The sequence below is a fragment of the Streptomyces corallincola genome (genome assembly GCF_019104725.1).
GTDB lineage: Bacteria > Actinomycetota > Actinomycetes > Streptomycetales > Streptomycetaceae > Streptomyces > Streptomyces corallincola.
Genome location: NZ_JAHRXF010000042.1, coordinates 1 through 23,100 on the forward strand (window position 1 = coordinate 1; position 23,100 = coordinate 23,100).

The window sequence follows — 23,100 nt, forward strand, 5'->3', positions numbered from 1 at the left end:
GCCGCGGGGGGGGGGGGGGGGGGGGGGGGGGGGGCGGCGGGGGGGGGGTGGGGGGGGGGGGGGGGGGGGGGGGGGGGGGGTCAGGACTCGGAGAGGTCCCTGGCGGGGAGGCCGCCGAGCGCGGTGAAGCCTTCGAGGTAGGGCTCGATGTCGCCCTGGCTGGTCCATCGGCGCAGCTGTGACGCGGAGCGGCGGGCGAAGAGGGCGCGGGTCAGGTCGAAGTCGGGGGCGGTGAGGACGACGGCGGCGCCGTCCGGCGGGCCGGAGGTGGCCCATCGCCAGTGCGTGCCGACGAGGGCGAGCGGGGGCAGACCGGCGGTGCGGTCGCGCAGCCGCCCGGCGAAGGTGTCGCGGAGGGTGCGCAGGGCGGGGGTGTCCTGGGCGCCGGGGACGCGGAGGGCGCCGCGCAGATCCTGCTCATGGATGATCATGTCGTTCAGCGGGCGGGGTCCGTGCGCGGTCATCCAGGCGCACAGCGCGGGGGCGACCGTCTCCCACTCGGCCAGCAGTTCGGCAGGTGTCCGGCCGCGTCGGTGTGCCACCTGACGGGCGGTCCAGGTGTCGTTGTGGTCGTCGGGTTCGTCGCCGCCCGCCACGTCGGCGCCGAGTCCGACCATGTGCGAGAGCAGGTCGCGGGCGGTCCAGTCGGGGCAGGCGGGGACGCGGAGCTCCCAGGCGGCCGGATCGGTGCGGGTGACGAGGTCGGCCACCCGGAGCCGGGCGCGGGTCCACTCCTCGACCGGGTCGGGGGTGAGGGTGGGAGCCGTGCGGCTCTGCGGGGCTTCGGCGGGATCAGCGGCTTCGGTGGGGTCGGTGGGGTCGGTCATCGGTGATTCCTACGGGGATGGCGCATGCGTCCAGTACATAACGGTTCGCCCCGGAGGAACACCGTGCCCGGAGCGGGTCGGGTCCGGTGTCGGACGGTTTGCGTACGGGGTCCATCCATGCCGGGGCGGTTCGGGGGCAGACGGTTGGGGTGCGGCAGCGACTTCGGGCTGAGGACACCTAAGGAGAGACGATGGCGGACCGTGATTCCTCCGTGAGGGCTGTGGGATGGGCCCGCTCGCTGCCGGTGAGCAGCGGGGTGAAGACGGCCCGCGACTGGACGCGCGGGCATCTGGAGAGTCTGGGATGGCAGCGGACGGCACCCGACACGATCGACTCGGTGCTGCTGACCGTGTCGGAGCTGGTGACCAACGCGCATGTGCACGCGCAGAGCGCGGCCCAGTTGATCCTGGCCTGGGACCGGGAGTGTCTGCACGTCACCGTGCACGACTCCTCCGGGCGGCTGCCCGAGCAGCGGCGGCCCGACGGGGGTGCGCTCGGCGGGCGGGGTCTGCTGCTGGTGGACGCACTGGCCGACGAGTGGGAGACCCACCGGTGTCCCAACGGAAAGGACGTGGTGGCCTGCTTCCGGCCGCCCGCGGAGGCGTCCGGGCAGGAGTGACGGGGGGCCTGTGGGGGGGGCGGCCCGGTCCGGTGCGGGGCGTGGTCCGTACGCTCAGCGCGTGCGGAGGTCCGCCTCGTGCACCGTGCTCAGCGTGCCGTCGGCGTCCGCCCGCTGGAGTCGGAGCCGGGCCGCGCGCCCGCGCAGGGTGAGGGTCATCAACTGGTTGCCGAACCAGGGGCCGCCCGTCCTGCGCCAGCTCACCGGCGGCTTCGCCACGCGGCCGTGCCGGGCGAGGGCGCGGCCGAGCAGACGGGCCGGGGCGCTCCAGCCGAACCTGAATCCGAGCCGCATCGTCAGCGGCACGGAGTTGTGCACCGGTGAGCAGGTGAGCTGGACGACCGGGGTGCCGTCCCGGTCGGACGGGGACGGCCAGGCCGCCTCCGCGACGTAGGCGTGGTGCACGTCCCCGGAGAGCACGCAGATCGTGGCCGGGGCGGAGTCGGCGGAACGGGTCTCGGCGAGCAGGTCGGCCAGGTCCGCGAAGGAGCGGGGGAAGGCGGCCCAGTGCTCCAGGTCGGCCGCCCGGCGCAGGCGCTCCCCGAGGCGCGCCCAGCGGGCGCCGCGCACTCCGGCGCACAGGGCCGCGTCCCACGCCTCGGCGTCGTGCACGAGGTGGGGCAGCAGCCAGGGCAGGGAGGTGCCGAGCAGCAGGTGGTCGTACGCCTCCGGGTCGGCCAGCACCTGTTCGCGCAGCCAGTCCTCCTCTTCCGGGTCGAGCATGGCGCGCCGGTTCTCGTCCAAGACCCGGGCGGCGCGGGAGTCGGCCATGACGACGCGGACCCGGCCGAAGTCGCGGCGGTAGCTCCAGCGGACGGAGGCGGGGTCGGCGTCGGCCTTCGCGGCGAACGCGCGCAGCGCCTCGGTGCCGTCGATCGTGGACGTGACGGCCGTGTAGGTCGGGTCGGCCGCGAGTTCCGCCGGGGACAGGTTGCCGAGGTGCTGGTGGACCCAGTACGACATCAGGCCGCTGAGCAGACGCTCCTGCCACCAGTCGGTGGCGCGCATGTCCGCGAGCCAGGCGGCGGAGGTGTTCCAGTCGTCCACCACGTCGTGGTCGTCGAAGATCATGAAACTCGGCACGGTGGAGAGCAGCCAGCGCACTCCGGGGTCGAGCCAGGACTCGTAGTAGAGGTGGGTGTACTCCTCGTAGTCCGCGACCTGGCTGCCGGGCGGCCGGTCGAGGTCGCGGCGGGCGGCGAGCCAGCCGCGGGTGGCCTCGGAGGTCTCGTCGGCGTAGATCTGGTCGCCGAGGAGGAGCAGCACGTCGGGGCGTTCGCCGTCGGGGTCGGCGGCGATCCGGCGGGCGAGGGTGTCGAGGGCGTCGGTGCCGACCGGGTCCTTGCCGTCGGCGGGCGGCGCGGCCCAGCGGCAGGAGCCGAAGGTGACCCGGACGGCGTCGCCCTCGCCGGGGACGCGGATCACCGAGGGCGGGAAGCGGGAGTCGGCGGGCGGCCAGACCCCGGCACCGTCGAGGACCACCTCGTAGCTCGGGGCGCTGCCCGCGCGCAGTCCGGTGACCGTGACCAGCGCGTAGTGGTGTCCGGCGATCCGGAAGGTGGGCGCGGAGCCGCCCGCGCCGTCGGAGCAGCGCACCTCGACGACACAGGGGCCGCTCGTCTCCAGCCACACGGTCGCGGACTCGCCGTCCGCGTACCTCAGCACGGGTCCCAGGCGCAGTTCGGCCACGGGGTCGCTCCTCCTTCGGCGCGGGGGAGGTCCCCCGAGGGCGTACGGTCCGTCCCGCGCCCGGGGCGCGGGACGGCGTGCGACGACCGTAGTACGGGGTGGTGGGGACGGGCGAGGGGCGGGGGCTTTCTTCAGGTTCTCTTCACGGACGGCGAGCCGCGAGCGGCGAGGAACTGACGGCGAGCTACGGGCTGTCCGTCACGCGAGGGACACTGCGTACGCGGGTGGCGTGCTACGACGCCAGGACGCGCCGGATGTTGTCCGGGGAGCCGCAGCCCGCCTTGAGCTGCCGGGCGCGTTCCTCCAGGAAGGCGGCGCCGAGTTCCTCGCGGCGGGACATGGGGACGTTCTCGCGGGCGCCGTTGAGGATGGTCCGTTCCTCCTCGTCGGTGTGGTGGGCGATGGCCTGGACGAGGTCCTCCAGCTTCTCGTCCCAGTCGTCGGAGCCGACCTCTTCCACCTGGAGAAGGTCCAGGAGTGCCTGGTTGCCCTCCTCGTGCTCGTGTTCGCCGTGCTCGACCTCGTCGTCGTCGATGCGCTTGAAGCGTTTGAGGGCGGGGTAGACCTCGGTCTCCTCCGCGACGGCGTGGGCGATGAGGAGGTCCGCGAACTCGTCGCGCGCGGCGGCCCGGTCGGCCTCGACGCTGCGCATCCGCCGGAACAACTCCTCCATGCGCCGGTGGTCCTGGAGGATCAGCTCGACCACGTCGCGGGTCTCGGTCATGGGACGTGCACCTCTTTCGTACGGAGAACCCCGGTGGCGTGCGAACCCCGGGGGCTACCGGTTACCCACACGAGCGCTCTTGAGCCCCCTCCCGGCCAGGTGCTTCGGTCCGGCGGTACGGGGTACTGGTGGCCGGCGTGGAGGATGATCGGCTGATGAGGGACGAGTGGTTGTCTGATCGGGCCCGTGCGGCCGAGGCGTCGGTGCCGGGCGGTTTCGACCTGTCGCTGTGCGTACGGGAGCGTATCCACCGGCTGGGCGGTGTGCAGTCGTACGGCACGCTGCTGGCGGTCGATCCGGGCACCGGGGTGGTGGACACCGCGGCCGAGAACACGCGGGCGCTGCTGGGTGCCGCCGCCGGGGATCTGGTGGGCGGGCCGGTGGGCGCGGTGCTCGCGGAGGAGGACTGGGCGGAGGCGCTGGAGTCGGCCGCCGAGGGCGACGCGGTGGCGGTGACGTTCCCGGTGACGGCCGGGGCGGCGGGCCACCGTGCGGGCTTCGACCTGTCGGTGCACCGGCGTGAGGGGCTGGTGGTGCTGGAGTTCGAGCCGCGGGACGCGGGTGAGGAGTTCCGGTTCGCCGGGTTCTACCAGGGGGTGCGCCGGGCGCTGCGTCGGCTGCGGTCGGCGGGCACGGTGCTGGAGTGCTGTCGTACGGCGGTCGGGGAGGTGCGGCGGCTCACCGGGTTCGACCGGGTGGTGGCGTACCGCTTCGACGGGCTGGACGGGCCGGGCGAGGTGGTCGCGGAGGACGTGGACGGCGACTGGGAGCCGTGGCTCGGGCTGTGGTTCCCGGCGACGGACGTCCCGCCGCAGGCCCGGCGGCTGTACGAGGAGAACTGGATTCGGGTCATCTGCGACGTGGACGACCCGACGGCCGGGCTGTTCCCGGCGCTGCGCCCGGCGACCGGTGAGCCGCTGGACCTGTCGGGCGCCGCGCTGCGCACGGTCTCGGGGTTCCATCTGGAGTATCTGCGCAACATCGGGGTGGGATCGTCCATGTCGGTGTCGTTGCTGCGCGAGGGGCGGCTGTGGGGGCTGATCGCCTGCCACGGGGCCGGTCCGACCTGGCTGCCGCCGGAGGTGCGGTCCGCGTGCGAGTTGTTCGGGGCCGCGTTCTCCATGCAGTTGGCGGCCATCGAGGAGCGGGAGCGGGCGGACGCGCTGGAGCGGTCCGGGCGGGACGCGGCGGCGGTGGCGGAGCTGCTGGACGCGGACGTGGACGCGTCCCTGATGCGTCACCACGAGGCGGTCCGCGATCTGGTCGGGGCGGACGGCGTGCTGCTGGTGCGCGGCGACCGGGTCTCGTCGGCGGGAACGCCGGTCCCGGCGGACACCGCGCGTCTGCTGTCCCGGTACGCGGCTGCCGCGGCGCCGGGTTCTGTGTGGGCGACGGACCGGTTGCCGGAGGTGCTCGCCGGGTACGGCGGCGAGGGCGGCCGGGTGCCGGAGGGGGCGGACGGGCCGGGGGCGGACGTTCAAGGGGCTGATACGCAAGGGTCCGAGGCGCAGGGGACCGAGGCGCAGGGGACGGATACGCGGGGGCCGGACGCGCGAGACCCGGGGGCAGGTGCCGCGCCCTCCCCCGCCGGAGTCCTCCTGCTGCCGCTGAGCGATGCCGGGGACTACCTCGCCTGGGTCCGTGCGGAGCGGGCCGTGCCGCGGGAGTGGGCGGCCGATCCGGCGCGGCCGGTGCTGGTGGGGCTGCGGGGCGAGCGGTTGACGCCCAGGGGTTCGGGGGCGGTGTTCCGGTCGATGATCCGGGGCCGGAGTCTGCCGTGGACGGCGCGGGAGCAGGCGGCGGCGCTGGAGATGCGTCGGCTGCTGACAGGGCTCGTACTGCGGCATGCCGACGAACTCGGCGTGCTGAACGCCGAGTTGCGTATGACGAACCTGGATCTGGACTCGTTCGCGCACGTGGCCGCGCATGATCTGAAGGAGCCGCTGCGGGGCATCGCCAACGCGGCGACGTTCACCCTGGAGGACGCGGGCGACGGGCTCGACGCGACGAGTGTGCGCCGCCTGGAGACGATGCAGCGGCTCGCGGCCCGTATGGACGACCTGCTCAACTCCCTGCTGCACTACGCCCGGATGGGCCGGACGGGGCTGCGGCGCACCGATGTGGCGCTGGACGACGTCCTCGACGCGGCGCTGGAGGTGGCCGGTCCCCGGCTGGCCGAGGAGCGGGTGCGCGTGCTGCGCCCGGCTGCCCTCCCCCGTGTGCACGCGGACTCCGACCGGCTCTACGAGATCCTGCTGAACCTGCTGGTCAACGCGGCGAAGTACGCGGCCGACCGGCCCGACCGCACGGTGGAGGTGACCGTGACGGACGCGGTGCCGCCGGGCGCGGAGACACCGGTTCCGGCGGTGGTCGTGCGGGACAACGGCATCGGCATCCCGTACGAGCGGCAGGGCGAGGTGTTCGACCTGTTCCGGCGGCTGCACGGCCCGAGTGAGCGGGGCGGCGGCACGGGTGTGGGGCTGGCGGTGGTGAAGCGGATCGTGGAGAGGCACGGGGGCAGCCTGTGGCTGACCGGCGGCCCCGGCACGGGTACGGCGTTCTACTTCACGCTGGGCGAGGAGCCGCCGCCCGGGGACGCGCCGCCCGGCGGGACGCCGTCCGGGGACGGTGCGTGACCCGGGCCCGGACCCGGACCGCGGCCCTGATTCTGCCCCTACCCCTGCCCCTGACTCTGGCCCTTGGCCTCCTGCCAGTAGTCCATCGCGCCCTTGAGGACGGTGCGGAACAGGTCGAAGTTGAGGGGCTTGTAGATGTAGCTGTCCGCTCCGGCGGCGTAGCAGGCGTCCACCTCGGCGGGGGCGGTGGACGAGGTGAAGACGACGACGGTCATCTCGGCCAGTTCGGGGCGGGACCGGATCTCCTTGAGGACCGCGTGCCCGCCGACGCCGGGCATGTTGAGGTCGAGGAGGACGATGCCGGGCACCTCGTCGGCCTCGATCAGCCGCCGTACCAGGCCCTCGCCGTGGGTGAGGAACTCCAGGCGCAGGTGCGGGTGGGTGCGGGAGAGGGCGCGTTCGATGGCCTCGGCGTCCTCCTGCGAGTCCTCCAGGACCAGCACATGGCCGTCGTCGAGCCGCTTGCCGGGGGCGTGGTCCTGTCTCACGGTCGTCCTTTCACGCGTGCGATGAGCACGGCGGTGTCGTCGTCGCCCATGTGGCGGAAGTCGGAGGCGGCACCGACCAGCCGCGCGGCGGGTGCCTCACCGGCCGGGTCGAGCCCGCTCACGGCGTCGGCCAGCCGCGCCTCGAAGTAGGCGCCGTCCGCCGACCGGGCCTCGGTGAGGCCGTCGGTGAACAGCACCAGCGCGTCGCCGTCGGCGAGTCGGACGCGCCGGGAGCGGTAGGGCGCGTTGGGGACCACTCCGAGCAGCAGGCCGCGCGCGGCGACCTCGGTGACGGTGCCGTCGGCGTGTCTCAGCAGCGGCCAGGGGTGTCCGGCCCCGGCGATCTCGGCCTCCGAGCCGCCGTCCGGGAGCGGGGTGAGGGTGGCGACCAGCGCGGTGACGAACCGGGAGGCGCCCTCCGTGGTGAGCGCGCGGTTGAGCCGGGCCAGGGCGGCGCCCGGCGGGGTGCCCTCCTCCAGGAGGATGCGCAGGGTGTGCCGGGCGAGGGAGGTGAACGCGGCGGCCTCGGCTCCGCGTCCGCACACGTCTCCGATGACCAGGGAGATCCGGTCGCCCGCCGCCACCGCGTCGTAGAAGTCGCCGCCGACGTCGAGGCTGGTGTCCCCGACCTCGTAGGCGGCGCTGAGTTCGACGCCGTCGAAGCGCGGGAGGGCCCGGGGCAGCAGGTGGCGCTGGAGCATCTCGACGTTCTGCCGCCGCTGGTCGTAGAGGGTGGCGGTGTCGATGGCGAGGGCGGCCCGTCCGGCGAGGTCGGTGAGGGTGGGCAGGTCGGAGAGGCTGGTGTCGTCGCGCCGGTAGAGGAAGGTGAGGGTGCCGAGGACACGGCCGCGGGCGCGCAGCGGGCTGATGCTGACGGCGCGGATCGTCTTGCCCTCGCCGGTGGCGTCCGGTCCGAAGGGGCCGCCGGAGAGTTCGGGGCCCTGGAGCACGCGTCCGCCGGGGTGCCGGGCGGTGCGGCGGAGTTGGGCGGCGAGCCAGGCGTCGTGCCGGGCGACCTCGCCGAGCCAGGTCTGCGCACCGGCGGCGACGTGGGCGGCGGCCACGGGTTCGAGTTCGCGGTCGGCGCGGAAGAGGTGCACCACGCAGCCCTCGGCCACGGCGGGCACGGCCAGCCGGGCGACCCGGCGCAGGGTCTCCTCGACCTCCAGGCTCTCGTCCATCTGGAGCGAGGCTTCGGCGAGGAAGGCGTCACGGGCCTGGCGGCGCTCGTGGACGCGGTTCTCCAGGATGCGCCGGTTGCTGACCATCAGCAGGTCCGCGACCTGCGTGAGCTGCTCGCCCATCCGGCGCCGGTCCTCGGTGTCCGGCATCGCCGCGAACCCCACCCACAGCGCGGCCGTGTCGTGGCTGGCGAGCGGGAAGAGGCATTCGAGGACGACCTCGGCACCGGCCTCCCGCAGCAGGGGCGCGGCGAAGGGGGTGAGGGCGGAGGGGGCGGTGGGTACGTCCTCGGGCGAGCCGGGCGGCGCGCTCTCGGGTGCCGTACCAGTGAACGGTGCGCACCAGCGCGTGTGCGGGCGTCCGTCGTCCGGGAGGGTCAGGGCGGACGGGGCGGCGAGGCCGCCGGGCCAGTCGGTGGCGGTGGGGAGCCAGGTGACGGGTGCGGTGTCGGCCGGGGTCCACAGGCGCATGTAGCGCGGGGCGCGCCGTTCCCAGCGGGCGCCGACGACGGCGACCGAGCCCGGCATCAGGGAGAGCGCGGCGTACAGGCGGGTCGCCAGCGCGGTGACGTCCTCGACCTCGACGGCGGCGAGCCACAGCCGGTGCAGCTCCCGCCACCACGAGCACGGTACGTCCGCCTGGGTGCGGGAACGGTTGCTCACGCGGTCATCTCCACAGGGCACATCCTACGGTCGGCGGGTGATCTGGTCGGGTCCGCCGGGGACCGGGGCCGGTCCGTGGCACCGTGGACGGTCGCGTACCGAGTCCGGCGGGCGGGTCTCAGCGGTCGGCCGACTCGGCGGCGCGCTTGATGCCGGTCACCGCTTCTTCCAGGCCGTGGTCCACCTGCCCGCCCTCGATGTGCTCGGTGTGGAGTGCGACGGTGAGGCGGGAGGTGCCCGCGCTGTCGCCGCCGTCCACGCGCAGTTCGCCGTGGTAGTCGTGCGGGCCCGGGGCGCCCCATTCGAGGCGCTTGCCGTCCTCGACCACATGCAGCCATGCCTCGCTGGTGACGTCCTGTCCCGGGGCGTCCGGCGGGTCGATGTGGGCGGTGACGGTCACCCTGTCGTGCCCCTCGGGCCGGACCGAGGTCAGGCGCGGCAGGTACGCGGGGAGGTGGCGCACGTCGGACAGGTACGCGAAAAGCCGGTCCGGCGGCACGCGGACGTCGATGGTCTCGCTGTAGTCACCCATGCCGGGCGGGTCCCCGGCACCGGTCACGGCAAACCGGGGTGCGGGGTGTACGCGGGGGTGGTGGCGGGTGGTGCGGCGGGTTCGCGTTGCGGACACATTTCGAACGCAAAGAACCGGTGTGCGAAGAATACGGGTGGGTATGGGAGCCCACTGAGTGCGCGAGAGCACTTCCGACCTGGGCGGGGACGCCTGCTGTCCGACGGACACGGCGATTCGGCCCACGAGCCGGTTTCCATCGGAGAACGTCGCAAGGAGACAGACGTGAAGAACCTGACGCGTCGCACGGCCACCCTCACCGCCCTCGCCACCCTGACCGGCACGATGCTGATCGCGGGCGGCGGAGCGGCTCTGGCGGCCCCTCCGCAGACCGCTCCGAACGCGGTCCCGGCCCACCACCACGGCGCCCACCAGCACGGCACTCACCACCTGGCCGCAGCTCGGGGCGATGTCCGGCCCGCGAGCGACGACCCGTGGGTGGCCGGGCAGATCGCGCGCTTCTACCCGTCGGCGGCGACGAAGGCCGCCGTGTACGACCCGTGGGTCGGGGACCAGCTCGCCTGGTTCGGGCTCGACGGTCACTGAGGTCACCGTCACCGAGCGCTCGGCGAACGAGGGGCTGCCCGGCCGTTGTCTGCCGGGCAGCCCCTCGTGGTCGTCGGTCCGCCGTCTACCAGCGGTACCAGCGGCCCTTGCGTCCGCCACTCGCGGGCCGCACCACGAAGCCGAGCAGCCACACCACGAGCACGATGACCGCGATCCACCACAGCGCCTTCACCGCGAAGCCCACGCCGAACAGGATCAGAGCCAGAAGAAGTACCAGCAAAAGGGGAACCATTGTTATCAACCTCCTGACCACCGAATGCCCTGGCGATCACTCGGCACGCACACAAAATCGAGTGTTTCTTCGAGAAAGTGAAGGGGACTCGGGCGCTTTGCGCGCGCCGTGTGACCGGCCGGAGGCGAACGCCGGTCGAGAACTCCGGGCCGCACATGAGCTGGGAGTTGTCCGACAGGTCCTACGACTCCCGGAGCGGGTCCGCGCCGGATTGAGCGCGGTACGCGGGGGAATCCGCACCCCGCGAGAGTGCCGGGCGGGACGTGCCGGGCCACAACGGGGCGGACATGACGGAGAAGGCGATGACGAGGGTGGCCGAAGAGAACATGGCGAGCGGTCCCGGACCCGTGGAGAACGCGCCCACTCCCCCGTTGCGGCCCGCCGCGTACGACCCGGCCGACTACGCGGACGTGGTCGCGGAGTGCGCCGCGGAGGCGGGAGTCACGCCCCGGCTCGTCATGGCCGTCCTGTACAACGAGGCGTACAAGCCGCACCACCCGCTGCTGGAGCGGCTGTGGCAGTGGTGGAAGCCGGCCGCGTCCTTCGGGGTGGCCAACATGCACCGGGCGACGTTCGAGGAGGTGCGCCGCCGCCACGGACTGCCGCAGCGTTGGCAGGACCTGCGCGACGACCCCGCGTTCGCCGTCCGGGCCGCCGCCCTGCATCTGGGCGACCTCGACCGCGCCCTTCCCGAGCGTCACTCCCCCGCCTACACGCGCGACGAACTCCTCGCCCTCGGCTACAACACCGGCGAACGCAACATGCGGGCCTTCGCCGGGGGCGTGGCTCCGGGGCGGATGGCCCGCTCCTATCTGCGCCGGTTCAGGGAGAACAGGGAGCGGTCCGGCGAGGTGCTGGGCTGACCCGTCTTCCGCCCCCTCCGTCAGACCCGCTCCGTACGGTCCGCTCCGTCCGACTCCGCGCGGCCGAACCCCGGGGCGTACGGCCGCGCTCTCACGCGCTCGCGCCTCCGTCCACCACCAGATCCGCGCCGATCACCGAGGCGGCGTCGGCGGAGGCCAGGTAGAGGACGGCGGCGGCGATCTCGTCCGTCGTGGAGACGCGGCCCAGCGGTGAGGTGGTGCTGACGCGGGCCGCGCGGTCCGTCTCGGTCTCGCCCGGCCGGAGGGACATAGTGGTGGCTGTCGGGCCGGGGCTGACCGCGTTGATGCGGATGCCCTCCCCGATGTGGTCGAGCGCGGCGGCGCGGGTCAGCGCGGAGACCGCCGCCTTGCTCGCCACGTACGCCGCGACGCCCGACGTACGCAGATGGGCGCCGTAGTTGGAGGCGATGTTGACGATCGTTCCTCCGCCGGACTGACGGCGCATCTGGGCGATCTCGGCCTGAAGGCTGTGGAAGACACCGGTGACGTTGACGTCCAGGAGGGTGTGCCAGTCCCCCTCCGGCAGGTCGGCGAGCGGGGTTCCGCCGAGGAAGACACCGGCGTTGTTCACCGCCACGTCCAGCCCGCCGAACTCCTCGGCCGCCCGTCGCACCAGCCCCCGTACCTCCTCGCCACGGGTCACGTCGGCGGCGACGGCGAGCGCGGTGCCGCCCTCCTTCCGGATCAGCGTGGCCGTCTCCTCCACGGTCGCGGCCGTGCGGCCCGCCACCACCACCCGTGCTCCCTCGTCGGCGAACGCGAGCGCCAGCGCCCGGCCGATACCGGAACCGGCGCCCGTGACGAGAGCGGTCTGGTCGGTGAAGCGTGCGGGCATGGGTGCCTCCTCGGCGGATTGTGCCGCGCACACGGCGCGGCGGCGGTTTCTTTTCCGGAACGTTCGTTCCCGAATGCGGGCATCCTCGTGGGCCGGTGCGTCCGAAGGCCCGTGTACCTGAAGCCAGACGCGTCCAAGGTCCCGCGCGCCCGTGCGACCGGTCAGTCCAGCGCGCGCAGCGCCTGTTCCGCCGCGTCGCGTGAACGTCCCGCGTCCGCACCGCACTTGCCCGCCACCCGCAGGCCCTGCATCAGGACGAGCAGCATCCGGGCGAGTGCGCGGGGGTCACGGTCGGCGGGGATCTCGCCCTGCGCCCGCGCCCGGCTCAGCGCGGCGTGCAGCAGGGTTTCCAGGCGGGCCCAGGACGCCTCGGCTCGGCGGGCTGCCTCCGGGTCGTGCGGGCAGAGTTCGGCGGCCGTGTTGGTGACGAAGCAGCCCCGGCTCGCGGTCTCCGCGCCGGCCGACTCCTCAGCGAACCGCCGGACCACGGCGCGTACGGCGGGCAGGGCGGGACCCGGACGCGACAACTCCTCCAGCAGACGGGTGTCGTTGGCCTCGGTGTAGTGGTCCAGCGCCTTCAGATACAGGTCGTGTTTGCTGCCGAACGTGGCGTAGAGGCTCGCCCGGCCCACTCCCAGGTGTGCCACCAGGTCGGCCATCGAGGTGGCCTCGTACCCCTGCTGCCAGAACAGTTCGACCGCTGCGCGAAGAGCGGTGTCGGGGTCGAACTCCTTTGTGCGTGCCATGCGTTGACGGTAGACCTGACGGGAACGATCGGTCAATTATGTGCGTGGGCGAGTGCAACTCGATTCCGGAGCCGACCTGTTATTCCTGCTCCCCCGTTGCGCCGCCCAACAGCCGTTCCAGTGAGGCGAGGACGAGAGCGCACACCTCGTCGGGTGCCGCGCTCGCCAGTGGCTCCTGGCCCACGACCACCCGCAGCACACCGATTCCGAGCAGCCAGGCCATCGCCAGTTGGGCGCGGAGGGCGCTGTCGTCCGTGCCCGCGAGCGCGGCAAGCGCGGAGACGTACTCGGCGCCCAGTTCCCGCACGGTGTCCGGGGTGCTGTCGGACCCGGCGACGGAGCGCAGGTACACGGCCAGCAGGCGGTCGGCACCGGGGCCGCCGCCCGCGAGCACCCCGCGCAGCGCGGTCTCGAAAAGCGCCTCCGGGGGTGTGCCGGTCAGCTGTTCCTTGCCGCCTTCGGCCATGACCTCCGCGAGCAGCGCCTTCTTCGAACCGAAGTAGCGGAATATCAGCGCCTGATTGACCTCCGCGCGGGCGGCGATGTCCCGGACGGTGGCCGCGTCGTATCCGCGCTCGGCGAAGAGGGCGCCTGCGGCGGCGAGGATGCGGGTGCGGGTGAGGCGGGCGTCGCGGGGGCGGCGGGCGGTGGTCTCGGGCGCCAGGGCGGTGTCCGGTGCGGTGTCCGACGGGGCGAGGCCGGGCTTCGTGGCGTGCGCGCCGGGCGCCTCCGGCGCACTCCCGCCCGTCCCGCCCACGCTGTCCACCCCGTGCTCCTCTCGCTCCGCGCCGTCCGTCCCGTGCGCGCCCGCCCCGCCCTCTGTCACCCCTCCGGGGAGCGGCCAGCGTAACGGCCGATTAGCGTCGTTGACCGGGGTGGGGAGGACTCCTAGCGTGGTAAGCACGTGCTTACACGAGAGAGGCAGTCGTGACACAGACGGAGAACGCACCCCTCGCCTATCCCTTCAACTCCAGCCAGGACCTGGCCCTGTCGGAGGCGTACGACCGGGCCCGCGACACGCCGGGGCTGCTGCGCGTCCAGATGGCGTACGGCGAACCTGCGTGGCTGGCCACGCGGTACGCGGATGCCCGGCTCGTCCTCGGTGACCAGCGGTTCAGCCGGGCGATGGGCCTGGAGCACGACGAGCCGCGCGCGTCGGAGGCGCGGCGGGACAGCGGAATCCTCAGCATGGACCCGCCGGACCACACACGGCTGCGGTCGCTGGTGGCGAAGGCGTTCACGGTGCGGCAGGTGGAGAAGCTCAGGCCGCAGGTCAGGGAGCTGACGTCGGGGCTGCTGGACGCGATGGAGGCGGCGGGCGCACCGGCCGACCTGGTGGACCTGTACGCGCTGCCGATCCCGGTGGCGGTGATCTGCCGCCTGCTGGGGGTGCCGGAGGAGGACCGGCCCCGCTTCCGGGAGTGGAGCGACGCGGCGCTGTCCACCAGCTCGCTGACGGCGGAGGAGTTCCTGCGCAACCGCGACGAGCTGCGCGCGTACATGGCGAAGCTGATCGACGGGCACCGGGAGCAGCCGCGGGACGATCTGATGACTGCGCTGATCGAGGCGCGGGACCACGGGGACCGGCTGTCGGAGCTGGAGCTTGTCGATCTGTGCGTCGGCATCCTGGTCGCCGGTCACGAGACGACGGCGACGCAGATCCCGAACTTCGTGCTGACCCTGCTGGATCATCCCGGTGAGCTGCAACGGCTGCGCGAGAAGCCGGAGTTGATCGGTGGCGCGGTGGAGGAGCTGCTGCGGTTCGTGCCGTTGGGCAGCGGCGCGGGGATGCCCCGGTACGCCACGGAGGACGTGGAGGTGGGTGGCACCCTGGTGCGGGCGGGCGAGCCGGTGCTGGTGGCGATCGGCGCCGCCAACCGGGACGCGCTGCGCTTCTCGGACGCGGGCACCCTCGACCTCTCCCGTACCAGCAACGCGCACATGGGTTTCGGGCACGGGGTCCACCACTGCCTGGGCGCTCCGCTGGCCCGGCTGGAGCTCCAGGAGGCCATCGGCGCGCTGGTGGCCCGCTTCCCCGGGCTGCGGGTGGCCGGTGACGTCACCTGGAAGACCGAGATGCTGGTGCGCGGGCCGCGTGTGCTGCCGGTGGCGTGGTGAGGCGCCCATGACCTGGCACGTGAAAGTCGCCTCCGACCGCTGCATCGGCTCGGGCATGTGCGCGGGCACGGCACCCGACCTCTTCACCCTGGTCGGCGAACGGTCCCGTCCCGTCCGGCCCGACATCCCCCCGGACGAGCGCGCCCTCGACGCGTCCGACATCTGCCCGATGCTGGCGATCACGGTGGAGGACGAGTCGGGCAGGGAGGTCGGACCGCGGGAGTGAACGGCCGCCCACCGGTTTCCGTGAGCGCGTGAGCGGTACGTGCCGATGCCTCGTGGGGCGGCCCGCCACTGACGGCACGAACAAGATCGACCATCTCTTCGGACCCCGAGGGCCGACCTACAACGGCGGCGTGGTGGACGGCGGACCGTCCGACCACCGGATGATCCGGCTCACGACGTCCTGACCCCTCGGAGCCTCGGTGGCCGGATTCCCACCCCTGCCACCGGGGCTCCGCCATGTGCGTCCCTCAAGCCCACGGGCGGGATTCCCGCCTTGTCCGGGGAGAGGCGGAGCAGTCGCGTCTCGGCCACCCATCAAGGCGGACCGGTCTAGACCCTTGACTGGTACATACCAAGTTGGTTCAGTGAAGGCACACCCCCCACACGGCTGCTCCGGAGCGTCGGCCGGTTCGTCGGTGTGTGCGCCGGGCCGCTCTTGGGCATGCCGCGCGCCGCCGTCACCGGTCTCCGGGAGCGGCCCGGCATCGAGGAGTTGATCCCGTGTCACAGCGTCGTCTCGCCGCCCTCCTGACCGCGGCACTCATCGGCACCGCCGCGCCCGTCCTGCTCCCGGCGGCCAGTGCGTCGGCCGCCTCCTGCGCGAGCTACCCCGCCTGGCAGGCGGGCCAGTGGTACGCGGCCGGGTCCGTCGTCCGGTACACCGACGGCCGCGCGTACATCGCGGAGCACGACAATCCCGGCTACGACCCGATCATCAGCACCTGGTACTGGGACCCGTACAACTGCGACGGTGGCGGTTCGAGCACGCCCAACGGCAACTTCGTCGTCAGCGAGGCCCAGTTCAACCAGATGTTCCCGAGCCGGAACTCGTTCTACACGTACAGCGGGCTGACCGCCGCGCTCAGCGCGTATCCGGGCTTCGCCAACACCGGCAGCGACCAGACGAAGAAGCAGGAGGCCGCCGCCTTCCTGGCCAACGTCAACCACGAGACCGGCGGACTGGTCTACGTGGTCGAGCAGAACACCGCCAACTACCCGACGTACTGCGACTGGGGCCAGTCCTACGGCTGTCCGGCGGGACAGGCCGCGTACTACGGGCGCGGGCCGATCCAGCTGAGCTGGAACTTCAACTACAAGGCTGCGGGCGACGCGTTGGGCATCGACCTGCTCAACAACCCCTACCTCGTGCAGAACGACGCGTCCGTGGCCTGGAAGACCGGGCTCTGGTACTGGAACACGCAGAACGGGCCGGGCTCGATGACCGCGCACAACGCGATGGTCAACGGCGCCGGGTTCGGACAGACCATCCGGAGCATCAACGGCTCCCTGGAGTGCGACGGCCGCAACCCCGCCCAGGTGCAGAGTCGCGTGGACGCCTACCAGCGCTTCGCGTCGATCCTCGGAGTCTCGCCGGGCGGCAACCTGTACTGCTGAACGTCTCTTTAAGACAAGGGACTTGAGGTGCGGGAAGGGCCCGGCTGCCAGGTGTACGGCCGCCGGGCCCTTCCCCGTGCACACACCCCGCACTCAGTGGGTGAGCGCCGCCGAACCGCCCCGCACCCCGCCAGCGCTGCGCCACGCGCTGACGCCCACCGCGAGCAGCCAGTACGACAGGACCGCGCCCATGAGCGCGGTCGTGCCCCAGCCGTTGGCCGCGTAGAAGTGGGCCGGGGTGTTGCCGAAGAACAGGGACGGCATGAAGGCGAAGTTGACGGCCGCGAGGGCGTAGGCGGTGCGGTGGGCCCAGCGGGGCAGCAGGCCCGCGCGGGCGACGGCGTACGCGAAGCAGGCCAGGAACATGCCGAGCAGCATCCGGGAGACGGTGCCGTAGAGGATGTACGTGCCGCTGACGGTGATCGTGGGGTCGATCGGGTGGTCGGCGGCGATCACCGCGCCCGCCTCCAGTCCGCTGGAGACCAACGTGACCACGGTGTAGGCGAGTCCGGCGACGAGGGCGAGCGTTCCGGCCGTCCCCGCCTCGGGGGCGGCCGACCCGACCAGTTCGCGGAAGCCGGTGACGAACACCATGAGGGCGCCGAGCGCGAGGATGCCGATCAGCAGGCGGGCCAGGACGTTGGTGTCCGGCGGCGGGCCCGAGTAGACGAAGTAGAGCGGCACTTCGAGGATCAGTCCCAGGGCGGCGGCGACTCCGGCCCTGCCGGTGAGGCGCCGGGCGGCGGTCTCGTTCATCGGGTGCTCCTCCGTCGGTGTGCCGCGACGGCTCACCGCGCCGCTGTCCACACCGGAAATCCTGACGCCGGTGCGGGCGGAAGTCCCTGGGCCCAAGGCCCGGAGCGGGGGTGGACCTGGGAACACCCCCGCGCGGGTGGCACCTGCCCGCAGTGACCCAACTTCCCTTCTGAATCTGCCTGTCGGTCAGCGCGCCGCCCATCGGGCCAGGCCGCGCAGGGCTGCCGTACGACCCTTCTCAGGCACTGTCCACAGGGTCTGGCCGTGTACGCCCCACTGCTCCAGGAGTGCGTTCGCGGCGAGGAATCCGGTGGTGGCCGCGCGTTCCATGAGGGCGACCGGGAGATCGGTACGGACGAGGTCGCCCGCCAGGACGAGGTTCGGGTCGGGGGTGCGGACGGTGGGCCGGTCGGTGTGGCCGCCGACCGGGAACAGCGGGCAGTCGGCGCGCCATTCGTGCCGTGCGTCGAGCACGGCGGCTCCGCCGGTCTCGGGGTAGACCCGGTGCAACTCCGCGATCAGTCGCTTCTGTTCGAGGTTCCGGTCGGCGTCAGGGCGTACGGCGTAGGCGTGCAGTTCGACCACCGAGCCGCCGGTGCGGGCGGACCAGCGGGCGGCCTCGTCCTCCCAGCGTTCCAGGACGCTGACGTTGTCCAGGCCGCCGTAGCCGCTGGTGCCGAGGAAGCCGGGCCGGTCGGCGGCGACCGGGCGGTCCAGCCACAGGCGGCTGACCAGGAACGGCGGTGCGGTGCGCAGGCGTTGGACCCGCTCGCGCCAGGCGGCGTCCCCGAGCCGGTCGGAGCGGGCGACCAGGTCGCGCAGGCCGGGGGTGTCCAGGGCGAGGACGACGGCGTCGTGGCGCTGCTCGGCGCCTTCGGCCGTGACGGAGTAACCGCCGTCCCCCGCAGGGGAGATGTGCTCGACCGGTGTGGAGGTGCGGAGGTCGGTGCCGTGGCCCTCCAGGTAGGCGGCGAGCGGCTGCCAGAGCGCCTCGGGGGAGGGGGCGCCCGGCACGTCGAAGAGCAGGCCCTCCGCCGAGCCGAGGAAATAGATGTGGAACATCAACACCATCTCGGCGGCGGACAGTTGGCGTGGGTCGGCGAAGAAGCTCCGGGAGAACACCTCGAACGCGAGGTGCCGTGCGGAGTCGGGGAAGCGGACCGCCTCCAGGAAGTCGTGGGCGCTGGTGGTGTCGAGCCGTTCGTACACCTCGGGGACCCGGACGTCCAGGAGGGGCAGCGCGGCGACGGGGTTCATCGCGGCCAGGTCGCGCGGGCCGAAGGACGGGCTGAGCGCGACGAAGCCGAGCGCGCTCCAGGGCGGGGTGCGGGGCACGTGCCGGAAGCTGTCCCGCAGGCCGTCGCTGTGCCGCAGCGGATAGTCGGGCAGAGCGGTGAGCCGTTCCAGGCGGGGATCGGTTCGGCGCAGCAGGCCGCGCAGGTTGTAGTACTGCCGGAAGAAGGCGTGGAAGCCCCGGCTCATGGTGACCGGGGTGCCGTCCGCGAGGGTGGTGGGCCAGCCGCCAACCCGGCCGCCGAGGTGGGCTTCGCGTTCGTAGAGGGTGACGGTGACCCCGCGTTCCGCGAGCGCGGTGGCGGCGGCGAGACCGGCGATGCCGCCGCCGACGACGGCGGTGGAGCGGGGGGTGGTGACGCGGGGGGTTCCAGGGGGCGCGGGCAGGACGCGGGCGCGCCGGTCCCGGCCCCGGCGCGTGCCGTCGGGACGGCGGCGGGAGACGGTCATCGGGGCTTCCTGGTAAGGGTGTTGAAGCGGAGGAGGTTCGGGACGGCGGCCGGGCCGGGTCCGCGGGAGTGGCCGCAGGCGGGGGCCGGTCCCGTACGGCATCGGCGGCGAGCGGCGTCCGGTCGTCGTCCAGTGCTCATCGCGCCGCCCTCGCGGGGCCGGTGCCGCGTCGGGCCACGAAGGTGTGCGCGATGCCGGTCTGCCACCCCGGCAGCGGGAGCGTGCGGACGGTCTCGAATCCCGCCGCGCGCAACCGGGACGCGAACCGTGGCGCGGTGTCGAAGTCCACGACGCTGCGCCACAGGTGGCGGTACAGGGCGCCGTCCCCGAGGGCCCCTGCGGCGGGCTGGACGACGCCCCGGCAGACCAGGGTCCAGACGGCGCGGTCGGTGCGGCGCCCGCTGAGGGCGTACTCGTGGACGGCGAGCCGTCCGCCGGGCGCGAGCAGGTCGTGCACCCGGCGCAGAACGGCATCCGGGTCGGTGAGGTTGCGGAAGAGGTAGGCGGCGAGGACGGCGTCGAACGGGCCGTGCACGCCTGCTTCGGCCAGCCGCTCGGCGGGGGCGTGCACGAACCGTACGCCGTCCGCCCAAGGCTTGGCCGCCGCCCGTTCCAGCATCCCGGCGGAGGCGTCCACGGCGGTGATGTCGGCGCCGGGCAGGGCGGAACGCAGGGCGGCGGTGGAGGCGCCGGTGCCGCAGCCGAGGTCCAGGACGCGCAGTCCCTCGCCGTGACCGGGGAGGCCGAGGCGGCGTACCGAGCGCCGGAGATGACCGTGGTAGCCGGGGTTGGTGGCCACCAGCGTGTCGTAGGCGCGGGCGCCACGGTCGAAGGCGGCGGCGAGTTCGTCGTCGCGCAGCAGGGTCATGCTCACTCCAGGGTCAGCGGGGCGGTTCGTGCGGGCGGCGGGGCAGCAGGCGCAGTTCGGCGGCCGAGCGGAGCATCGGGCGGGCGGGGGTGCGCAGGCCGACGGAGAGGTCTTCCAGCAGGTGGGTACGGCCGTCGAGGAAGCGCAGGACCCGGCTCGCGGGCAGCCGTTCGAACAGGCCGGAGAAGAGCGCGGGTCCGTCGATCCGGCCGCTGGCGAGGGCCCGCAGCAGGACGGCGTCCATCGCGCGGGAGCGGGCCGAGTGCGGGTCGGGCGGGACGGGCCGGCGGCCCCGGCGCAGTGCGGCGGCGACGGCGGCGGTCTGGCGCTGGAGTCCGGCGAAGGTGTAGCCGGTGGAGGGGCGGGTGGCGCCACCGGCGGCGCCGATGCGGAACACGGACTGGCCGATCCGCCGGTGGGTGGGCCCGTCGGTCATCGGGATGACACCGGTCTCGGTGGCGAGGATCTCGGTGGGGCCGAGGTGGAGCACGTCCTCGGTGTAGTGCCGTACGGCCGCCGTGTAGGCCTCGGCGGTGAGCGGGCGGGCGGAGAACTCGGTGTATTCGACCAGCGCTTCGTGGCGTCCGGTGGGCAGGACGTAGCCGAAGGACAGGCCCCCGGCGGGCTGGGGGGTGCGGAAGTCCATGAGGTCGGCGGTGTCCCGGTCGAAGACGGGCCGGGCGGTGCGGACGAACCAGCCGTGGAAGTGCTGGAGCAGGGTGGTGCGGGCGGCGGGCAGGCTGCCGAGGGGCCGCGAGTCGAACACCCAGCGGGCGGTGAGGGTGCCGGGAGTGCCGTCGGGGGCGCGGTGGATGATCCGCGCGCCGCCGGGTACGTCCTCGACCGCGTCCACGGTCGTGGTGAGGCGGCGGACGTTGCGGCTGCGGTCGAGGTCGCGGGTGACGAGTGCCTCGAAGTCGCCGGACCTGATCATCTTGTAGCGCAGGGGCGCGATGTCGCCGGTGCGGGGGGCTCCGGCGGGCGGGGTGACCCGGAGCCGCTGCCAGGCGGCGGTGACGGCGGCGTCGTAGCGGCCCCGGCCGGGCTCCCAGAAGCACCAGGTGCGGGCGGGCGGGCGCAGGGGGCCGGGCGGGGCGTCGAGCAGGACCACCGAGGGCGCGCCGCTGGTGCCGGGGGTCTGCCGTGCGAGGCGGTGGGCGAGGGAGAGTCCCGCGGCGCCCGCTCCGACGATGGCCACATCCGCGTCCCGCACGAGGTCCTCCGTCTTCTCGGGTGGTTGTGGTGGGCGGGTCGGCCCGGTGTTCCGGTGCACGGTTCGGTGGGTCGGCCCGCGTGCCGGTCGGATAGTCGGCCTGCGTTCCGGCGGCTCGTATGCCTGTCGGATGGTCGGCCTGCGTTCCGGTCGGCTCGTGTGCCGGTGTGTCCGGGGCGGTCCCGGCGGTTCCGTCCCACCCGCCTCCTTGCCCGTTCGTCCGGCCCGCTTGCGCACTCCGCCGGTTTTCCCGCCCGTGTGCCCGATCGGATGCGGGTCACTCGAATGCGACGGATGCGGGTCTCCGGCGCGCGGAGCGTGGGAGGGATGGGTCGTCCGGCCTGTCCGCCGGGGTGTCGGCCGGGTCGCCGCATCCGTACGCGGTGCCCCGGCCGAATACCTGGGGCAGCCGGGCGATGTGTGCGAGTGCGCGTGCGAGCACGACGAGAGGAAACGGGATGCGCCCCTCCGAGGCGACGGATCAGCGGACGGCCACGCAGCCGTACGGTGCCTGTCCGGGCGCCCCGCCCGATTCACCCGTCCGGCCGCACCCGGACGACGTACCAGCCGGGGCAACCGGCGCCGAGGGCCGGTGCGGCGAGGAGGCCGGGCGGCCGGAGTCCGCTGCCGTGGCCGCCGTGGACGGTGATGTGCGCGGGGCCGTCGGGCGGGTGCTCGACCAGGTGCTGGCCGACCGGGTGGCCGGGGCGCGCGCGGTTCATCCGCTGTTCGCGGAGGATCTGGCCGCGCGGGTCGCGGACTTCACCCGGTCCGGCGGCAAGCGCACCCGCTCGCGGCTGCTGTGGTGGGCGATGCGGGCGTGCGGGGCCGAGGACGAGGCGTCGGCCGCCGCCGCGCTGCGGATGGGGGCGGCGGTGGAGATCCTCCAGACCTGCGCGCTGGTCCAGGACGACGTCATGGACGGCTCGCCCTGCCGCCGGGGCCGTCCCGCGCTGCACCGGGACGTCGGGGCGCAGTACGCGGACGCGGGCGACGCGGGACAGGTGCGCCGGTTCGGGGACGCGGCGGCGGTGCTCGCCGGGGATCTCGCGCTGGCCTGGGCGGACGACGTGGTCGCGGACACCGCGCTGGCACCGGACACCGCGCGCCGGGTACGGCGGCTGTGGGGCGATCTGCGCACCGAGATGGTCGCCGGGCAGTATCTGGACGTGCACGGCCAGCTCACGGGGGCGCGTGGGGTGCCGCGCGCGCTGCGGGCGGCCTGTCTCAAGAGCGCCCTGTACTCGGTGGAGCGCCCGCTGGCGCTGGGCGCGGCGCTGGCGGGCGCCGACGAGGACACGGCGAGCGGTCTGTGTTCGGCCGGGCGGCGGGTGGGCATCGCCTTCCAGCTCCGCGACGACCTGGACGACGTGTTCGCCGACGCGGGCCGGTCCGGACGCCCGGCGGGCGGGGACGTACGGGAGGGCAAGGCGACGTATCTGGCGGCCGTGGCCCGCGCGCGGGCGGAGGCGGCGGGCGACCGGGCCGCGCTGTCGGTGCTGGACCGCTCGCTGGGCGACGACGCGCTGACGGCGGCCGGGCTCGACGAGGTGCGCGAGGTCATGGTGCGCACCGGCGCCCGGCACGCGGTGGAGGCCCGGATCGGGCGGCTGGTGACGCAGGGACTGCGCCTGTACGACTCGCTCGCGCTGCATCCGGTGGGCGGCGGCCGACTGCGGGAGCTGCTGGCGCGGGCGGCGGGCACGGGGGTGCGTACGGAGACATCGGCGGGGCCCCTGTCGGCGTCGGCCGGGGCGGCGGGGCCGGTCGGGACGGCTGGGACTGTCGGCGGGTCGGCCGGGCCGGTCGGGTCAGCCGGGTCGGCCGGGTCGGTGGAAGGAAGCCGCGCATGACGTGGGACGCGGGGTCGGGCGGTCGGGTGGCGGGGCGCGCGGGGGCCGGTCGGGCGGTACGGGTCGGCGCCCCGCGCACCACGCCCGGACGCGCCGCATCGCGGACGCACCCCGCCGACGAGCCGGTCGGCAGGCGGGCGCCTGTCCGGCCCACCCGCACCGAACACGCCCCTCGCCCCGCCGAGGAGCCGGGCGTCCGAGTACGTCGCGTCGTCCCCGCCCGCGCTGCCGACCCGCTGCTCCCGAGCCCCCGCACCGAGCCCCCCGCA

Annotated in this window: 23 protein-coding genes; 9 read left to right on the forward strand and 14 right to left on the reverse strand. The window is 73.8% G+C overall.

Translation table 11 applies throughout. The annotated features are described in order from the left end of the window. Positions 1-80: 80 nt before the first annotated feature. Positions 81-827: a maleylpyruvate isomerase family mycothiol-dependent enzyme gene (locus KUM39_RS22220; RefSeq protein ID WP_217787514.1), complete on the reverse strand. Its 747-nt coding sequence runs from the start codon at positions 825-827 to the stop codon at positions 81-83. A gap of 191 nt (positions 828-1,018) precedes the next feature. Between KUM39_RS22220 and KUM39_RS22225 the strand changes: the two genes are divergently transcribed. Continuing rightward, positions 1,019-1,447: an ATP-binding protein gene (locus KUM39_RS22225; RefSeq protein WP_217787515.1), complete on the forward strand. Its 429-nt coding sequence runs from the start codon at positions 1,019-1,021 to the stop codon at positions 1,445-1,447. Positions 1,448-1,501: 54 nt separating this feature from the next. Here KUM39_RS22225 and KUM39_RS22230 read toward each other — a convergent pair whose 3' ends face one another. Together KUM39_RS22230 and KUM39_RS22235 are read right to left on the reverse strand one after the other, a co-directional pair. Continuing rightward, on the reverse strand, positions 1,502-3,136 hold the full coding sequence (locus tag KUM39_RS22230; RefSeq protein ID WP_217787516.1) for an alkaline phosphatase D family protein: 1,635 nt from the start codon (positions 3,134-3,136) through the stop codon (positions 1,502-1,504). Between the two features lie 232 nt (positions 3,137-3,368). Beyond that, on the reverse strand, positions 3,369-3,860 hold the full coding sequence (locus KUM39_RS22235) for a hemerythrin domain-containing protein (protein ID WP_217787517.1): 492 nt from the start codon (positions 3,858-3,860) through the stop codon (positions 3,369-3,371). Between the two features lie 155 nt (positions 3,861-4,015). Here KUM39_RS22235 and KUM39_RS22240 point away from each other — a divergent pair, with 155 nt between their 5' ends. Further along, positions 4,016-6,496 (forward strand): ATP-binding protein, encoded by a 2,481-nt coding sequence (locus KUM39_RS22240; RefSeq protein WP_217787518.1) that lies wholly within the window; start codon positions 4,016-4,018, stop codon positions 6,494-6,496. Positions 6,497-6,534: 38 nt separating this feature from the next. Here KUM39_RS22240 and KUM39_RS22245 read toward each other — a convergent pair whose 3' ends face one another. The 3 genes from KUM39_RS22245 to KUM39_RS22255 all read right to left on the reverse strand — a co-directional run bounded on the left by KUM39_RS22245 (position 6,535) and on the right by KUM39_RS22255 (position 9,360). Further along, complete coding sequence (locus KUM39_RS22245) at positions 6,535-6,984, reverse strand: response regulator (protein ID WP_217787519.1); 450 nt, start codon at positions 6,982-6,984, stop codon at positions 6,535-6,537. Next, positions 6,981-8,828 carry a PP2C family protein-serine/threonine phosphatase gene (locus KUM39_RS28715; protein WP_217787520.1) on the reverse strand — a complete coding sequence of 616 codons (1,848 nt, stop codon included), beginning with the start codon at positions 8,826-8,828 and terminating at the stop codon, positions 6,981-6,983. The genes KUM39_RS22245 and KUM39_RS28715 overlap by 4 nt, the downstream gene beginning before the upstream one ends. Positions 8,829-8,946: 118 nt before the next feature. Then, the gene (locus tag KUM39_RS22255; protein ID WP_217787521.1) at positions 8,947-9,360 is read right to left on the reverse strand and encodes an SRPBCC family protein; all 414 of its coding nucleotides are present in this window, start codon (positions 9,358-9,360) and stop codon (positions 8,947-8,949) included. A gap of 261 nt (positions 9,361-9,621) precedes the next feature. Here KUM39_RS22255 and KUM39_RS22260 point away from each other — a divergent pair, with 261 nt between their 5' ends. Then, positions 9,622-9,942: a hypothetical protein gene (locus KUM39_RS22260; protein WP_217787522.1), complete on the forward strand. Its 321-nt coding sequence runs from the start codon at positions 9,622-9,624 to the stop codon at positions 9,940-9,942. 85 nt (positions 9,943-10,027) lie between these two features. On the opposite strand, the gene KUM39_RS22265 is transcribed toward KUM39_RS22260, so the two are convergent. After that, on the reverse strand, positions 10,028-10,195 hold the full coding sequence (locus KUM39_RS22265; RefSeq protein ID WP_217787523.1) for a hydrophobic protein: 168 nt from the start codon (positions 10,193-10,195) through the stop codon (positions 10,028-10,030). Positions 10,196-10,482: 287 nt separating this feature from the next. On the opposite strand from KUM39_RS22265, the gene KUM39_RS22270 reads away from it, so the two are divergent. Then, on the forward strand, positions 10,483-11,058 hold the full coding sequence (locus KUM39_RS22270; RefSeq protein WP_246620567.1) for a lytic transglycosylase domain-containing protein: 576 nt from the start codon (positions 10,483-10,485) through the stop codon (positions 11,056-11,058). Positions 11,059-11,149: 91 nt separating this feature from the next. On the opposite strand, the gene KUM39_RS22275 is transcribed toward KUM39_RS22270, so the two are convergent. From KUM39_RS22275 to KUM39_RS22285, 3 genes are all read right to left on the reverse strand, one after another. Then, complete coding sequence (locus KUM39_RS22275) at positions 11,150-11,914, reverse strand: SDR family NAD(P)-dependent oxidoreductase (protein ID WP_217787524.1); 765 nt, start codon at positions 11,912-11,914, stop codon at positions 11,150-11,152. A gap of 161 nt (positions 11,915-12,075) precedes the next feature. Then, a complete protein-coding gene (locus tag KUM39_RS22280; RefSeq protein WP_217787525.1) occupies positions 12,076-12,660 on the reverse strand; it encodes a TetR/AcrR family transcriptional regulator in 585 nt (194 codons plus the stop codon). Positions 12,661-12,739: 79 nt separating this feature from the next. Beyond that, on the reverse strand, positions 12,740-13,426 hold the full coding sequence (locus KUM39_RS22285) for a TetR/AcrR family transcriptional regulator (protein ID WP_308288203.1): 687 nt from the start codon (positions 13,424-13,426) through the stop codon (positions 12,740-12,742). Positions 13,427-13,587: 161 nt separating this feature from the next. On the opposite strand from KUM39_RS22285, the gene KUM39_RS22290 reads away from it, so the two are divergent. The 4 genes from KUM39_RS22290 to KUM39_RS22305 all read left to right on the forward strand — a co-directional run bounded on the left by KUM39_RS22290 (position 13,588) and on the right by KUM39_RS22305 (position 16,398). Further along, on the forward strand, positions 13,588-14,778 hold the full coding sequence (locus KUM39_RS22290) for a cytochrome P450 (RefSeq protein ID WP_217787526.1): 1,191 nt from the start codon (positions 13,588-13,590) through the stop codon (positions 14,776-14,778). Positions 14,779-14,785: 7 nt separating this feature from the next. Continuing rightward, positions 14,786-15,004 (forward strand): ferredoxin, encoded by a 219-nt coding sequence (locus tag KUM39_RS22295; RefSeq protein ID WP_217787527.1) that lies wholly within the window; start codon positions 14,786-14,788, stop codon positions 15,002-15,004. Between the two features lie 28 nt (positions 15,005-15,032). After that, positions 15,033-15,188, forward strand: a complete 156-nt coding sequence (locus tag KUM39_RS22300) for a hypothetical protein (RefSeq protein ID WP_217787528.1) — start codon at positions 15,033-15,035, stop codon at positions 15,186-15,188. Between the two features lie 316 nt (positions 15,189-15,504). Then, positions 15,505-16,398: a glycoside hydrolase family 19 protein gene (locus KUM39_RS22305; RefSeq protein ID WP_217787529.1), complete on the forward strand. Its 894-nt coding sequence runs from the start codon at positions 15,505-15,507 to the stop codon at positions 16,396-16,398. 93 nt (positions 16,399-16,491) lie between these two features. Here KUM39_RS22305 and KUM39_RS22310 read toward each other — a convergent pair whose 3' ends face one another. The 4 genes from KUM39_RS22310 to KUM39_RS22325 form a co-directional block, all read right to left on the reverse strand. After that, positions 16,492-17,154 carry a hypothetical protein gene (locus KUM39_RS22310; protein ID WP_217787530.1) on the reverse strand — a complete coding sequence of 221 codons (663 nt, stop codon included), beginning with the start codon at positions 17,152-17,154 and terminating at the stop codon, positions 16,492-16,494. 186 nt (positions 17,155-17,340) lie between these two features. Further along, positions 17,341-18,897, reverse strand: a complete 1,557-nt coding sequence (locus KUM39_RS22315; protein WP_217787531.1) for an FAD-dependent oxidoreductase — start codon at positions 18,895-18,897, stop codon at positions 17,341-17,343. Positions 18,898-19,033: 136 nt separating this feature from the next. Beyond that, positions 19,034-19,765, reverse strand: a complete 732-nt coding sequence (locus tag KUM39_RS22320; protein ID WP_217787532.1) for a class I SAM-dependent methyltransferase — start codon at positions 19,763-19,765, stop codon at positions 19,034-19,036. Positions 19,766-19,778: 13 nt separating this feature from the next. Then, the gene (locus KUM39_RS22325) at positions 19,779-20,978 is read right to left on the reverse strand and encodes a lycopene cyclase family protein (RefSeq protein WP_217787533.1); all 1,200 of its coding nucleotides are present in this window, start codon (positions 20,976-20,978) and stop codon (positions 19,779-19,781) included. Between the two features lie 458 nt (positions 20,979-21,436). Here KUM39_RS22325 and KUM39_RS22330 point away from each other — a divergent pair, with 458 nt between their 5' ends. Next, entirely contained in the window at positions 21,437-22,831 is a 1,395-nt protein-coding gene (locus KUM39_RS22330) for a polyprenyl synthetase family protein (protein WP_246620568.1), read from the forward strand. Positions 22,832-23,100 lie beyond the last annotated feature (269 nt).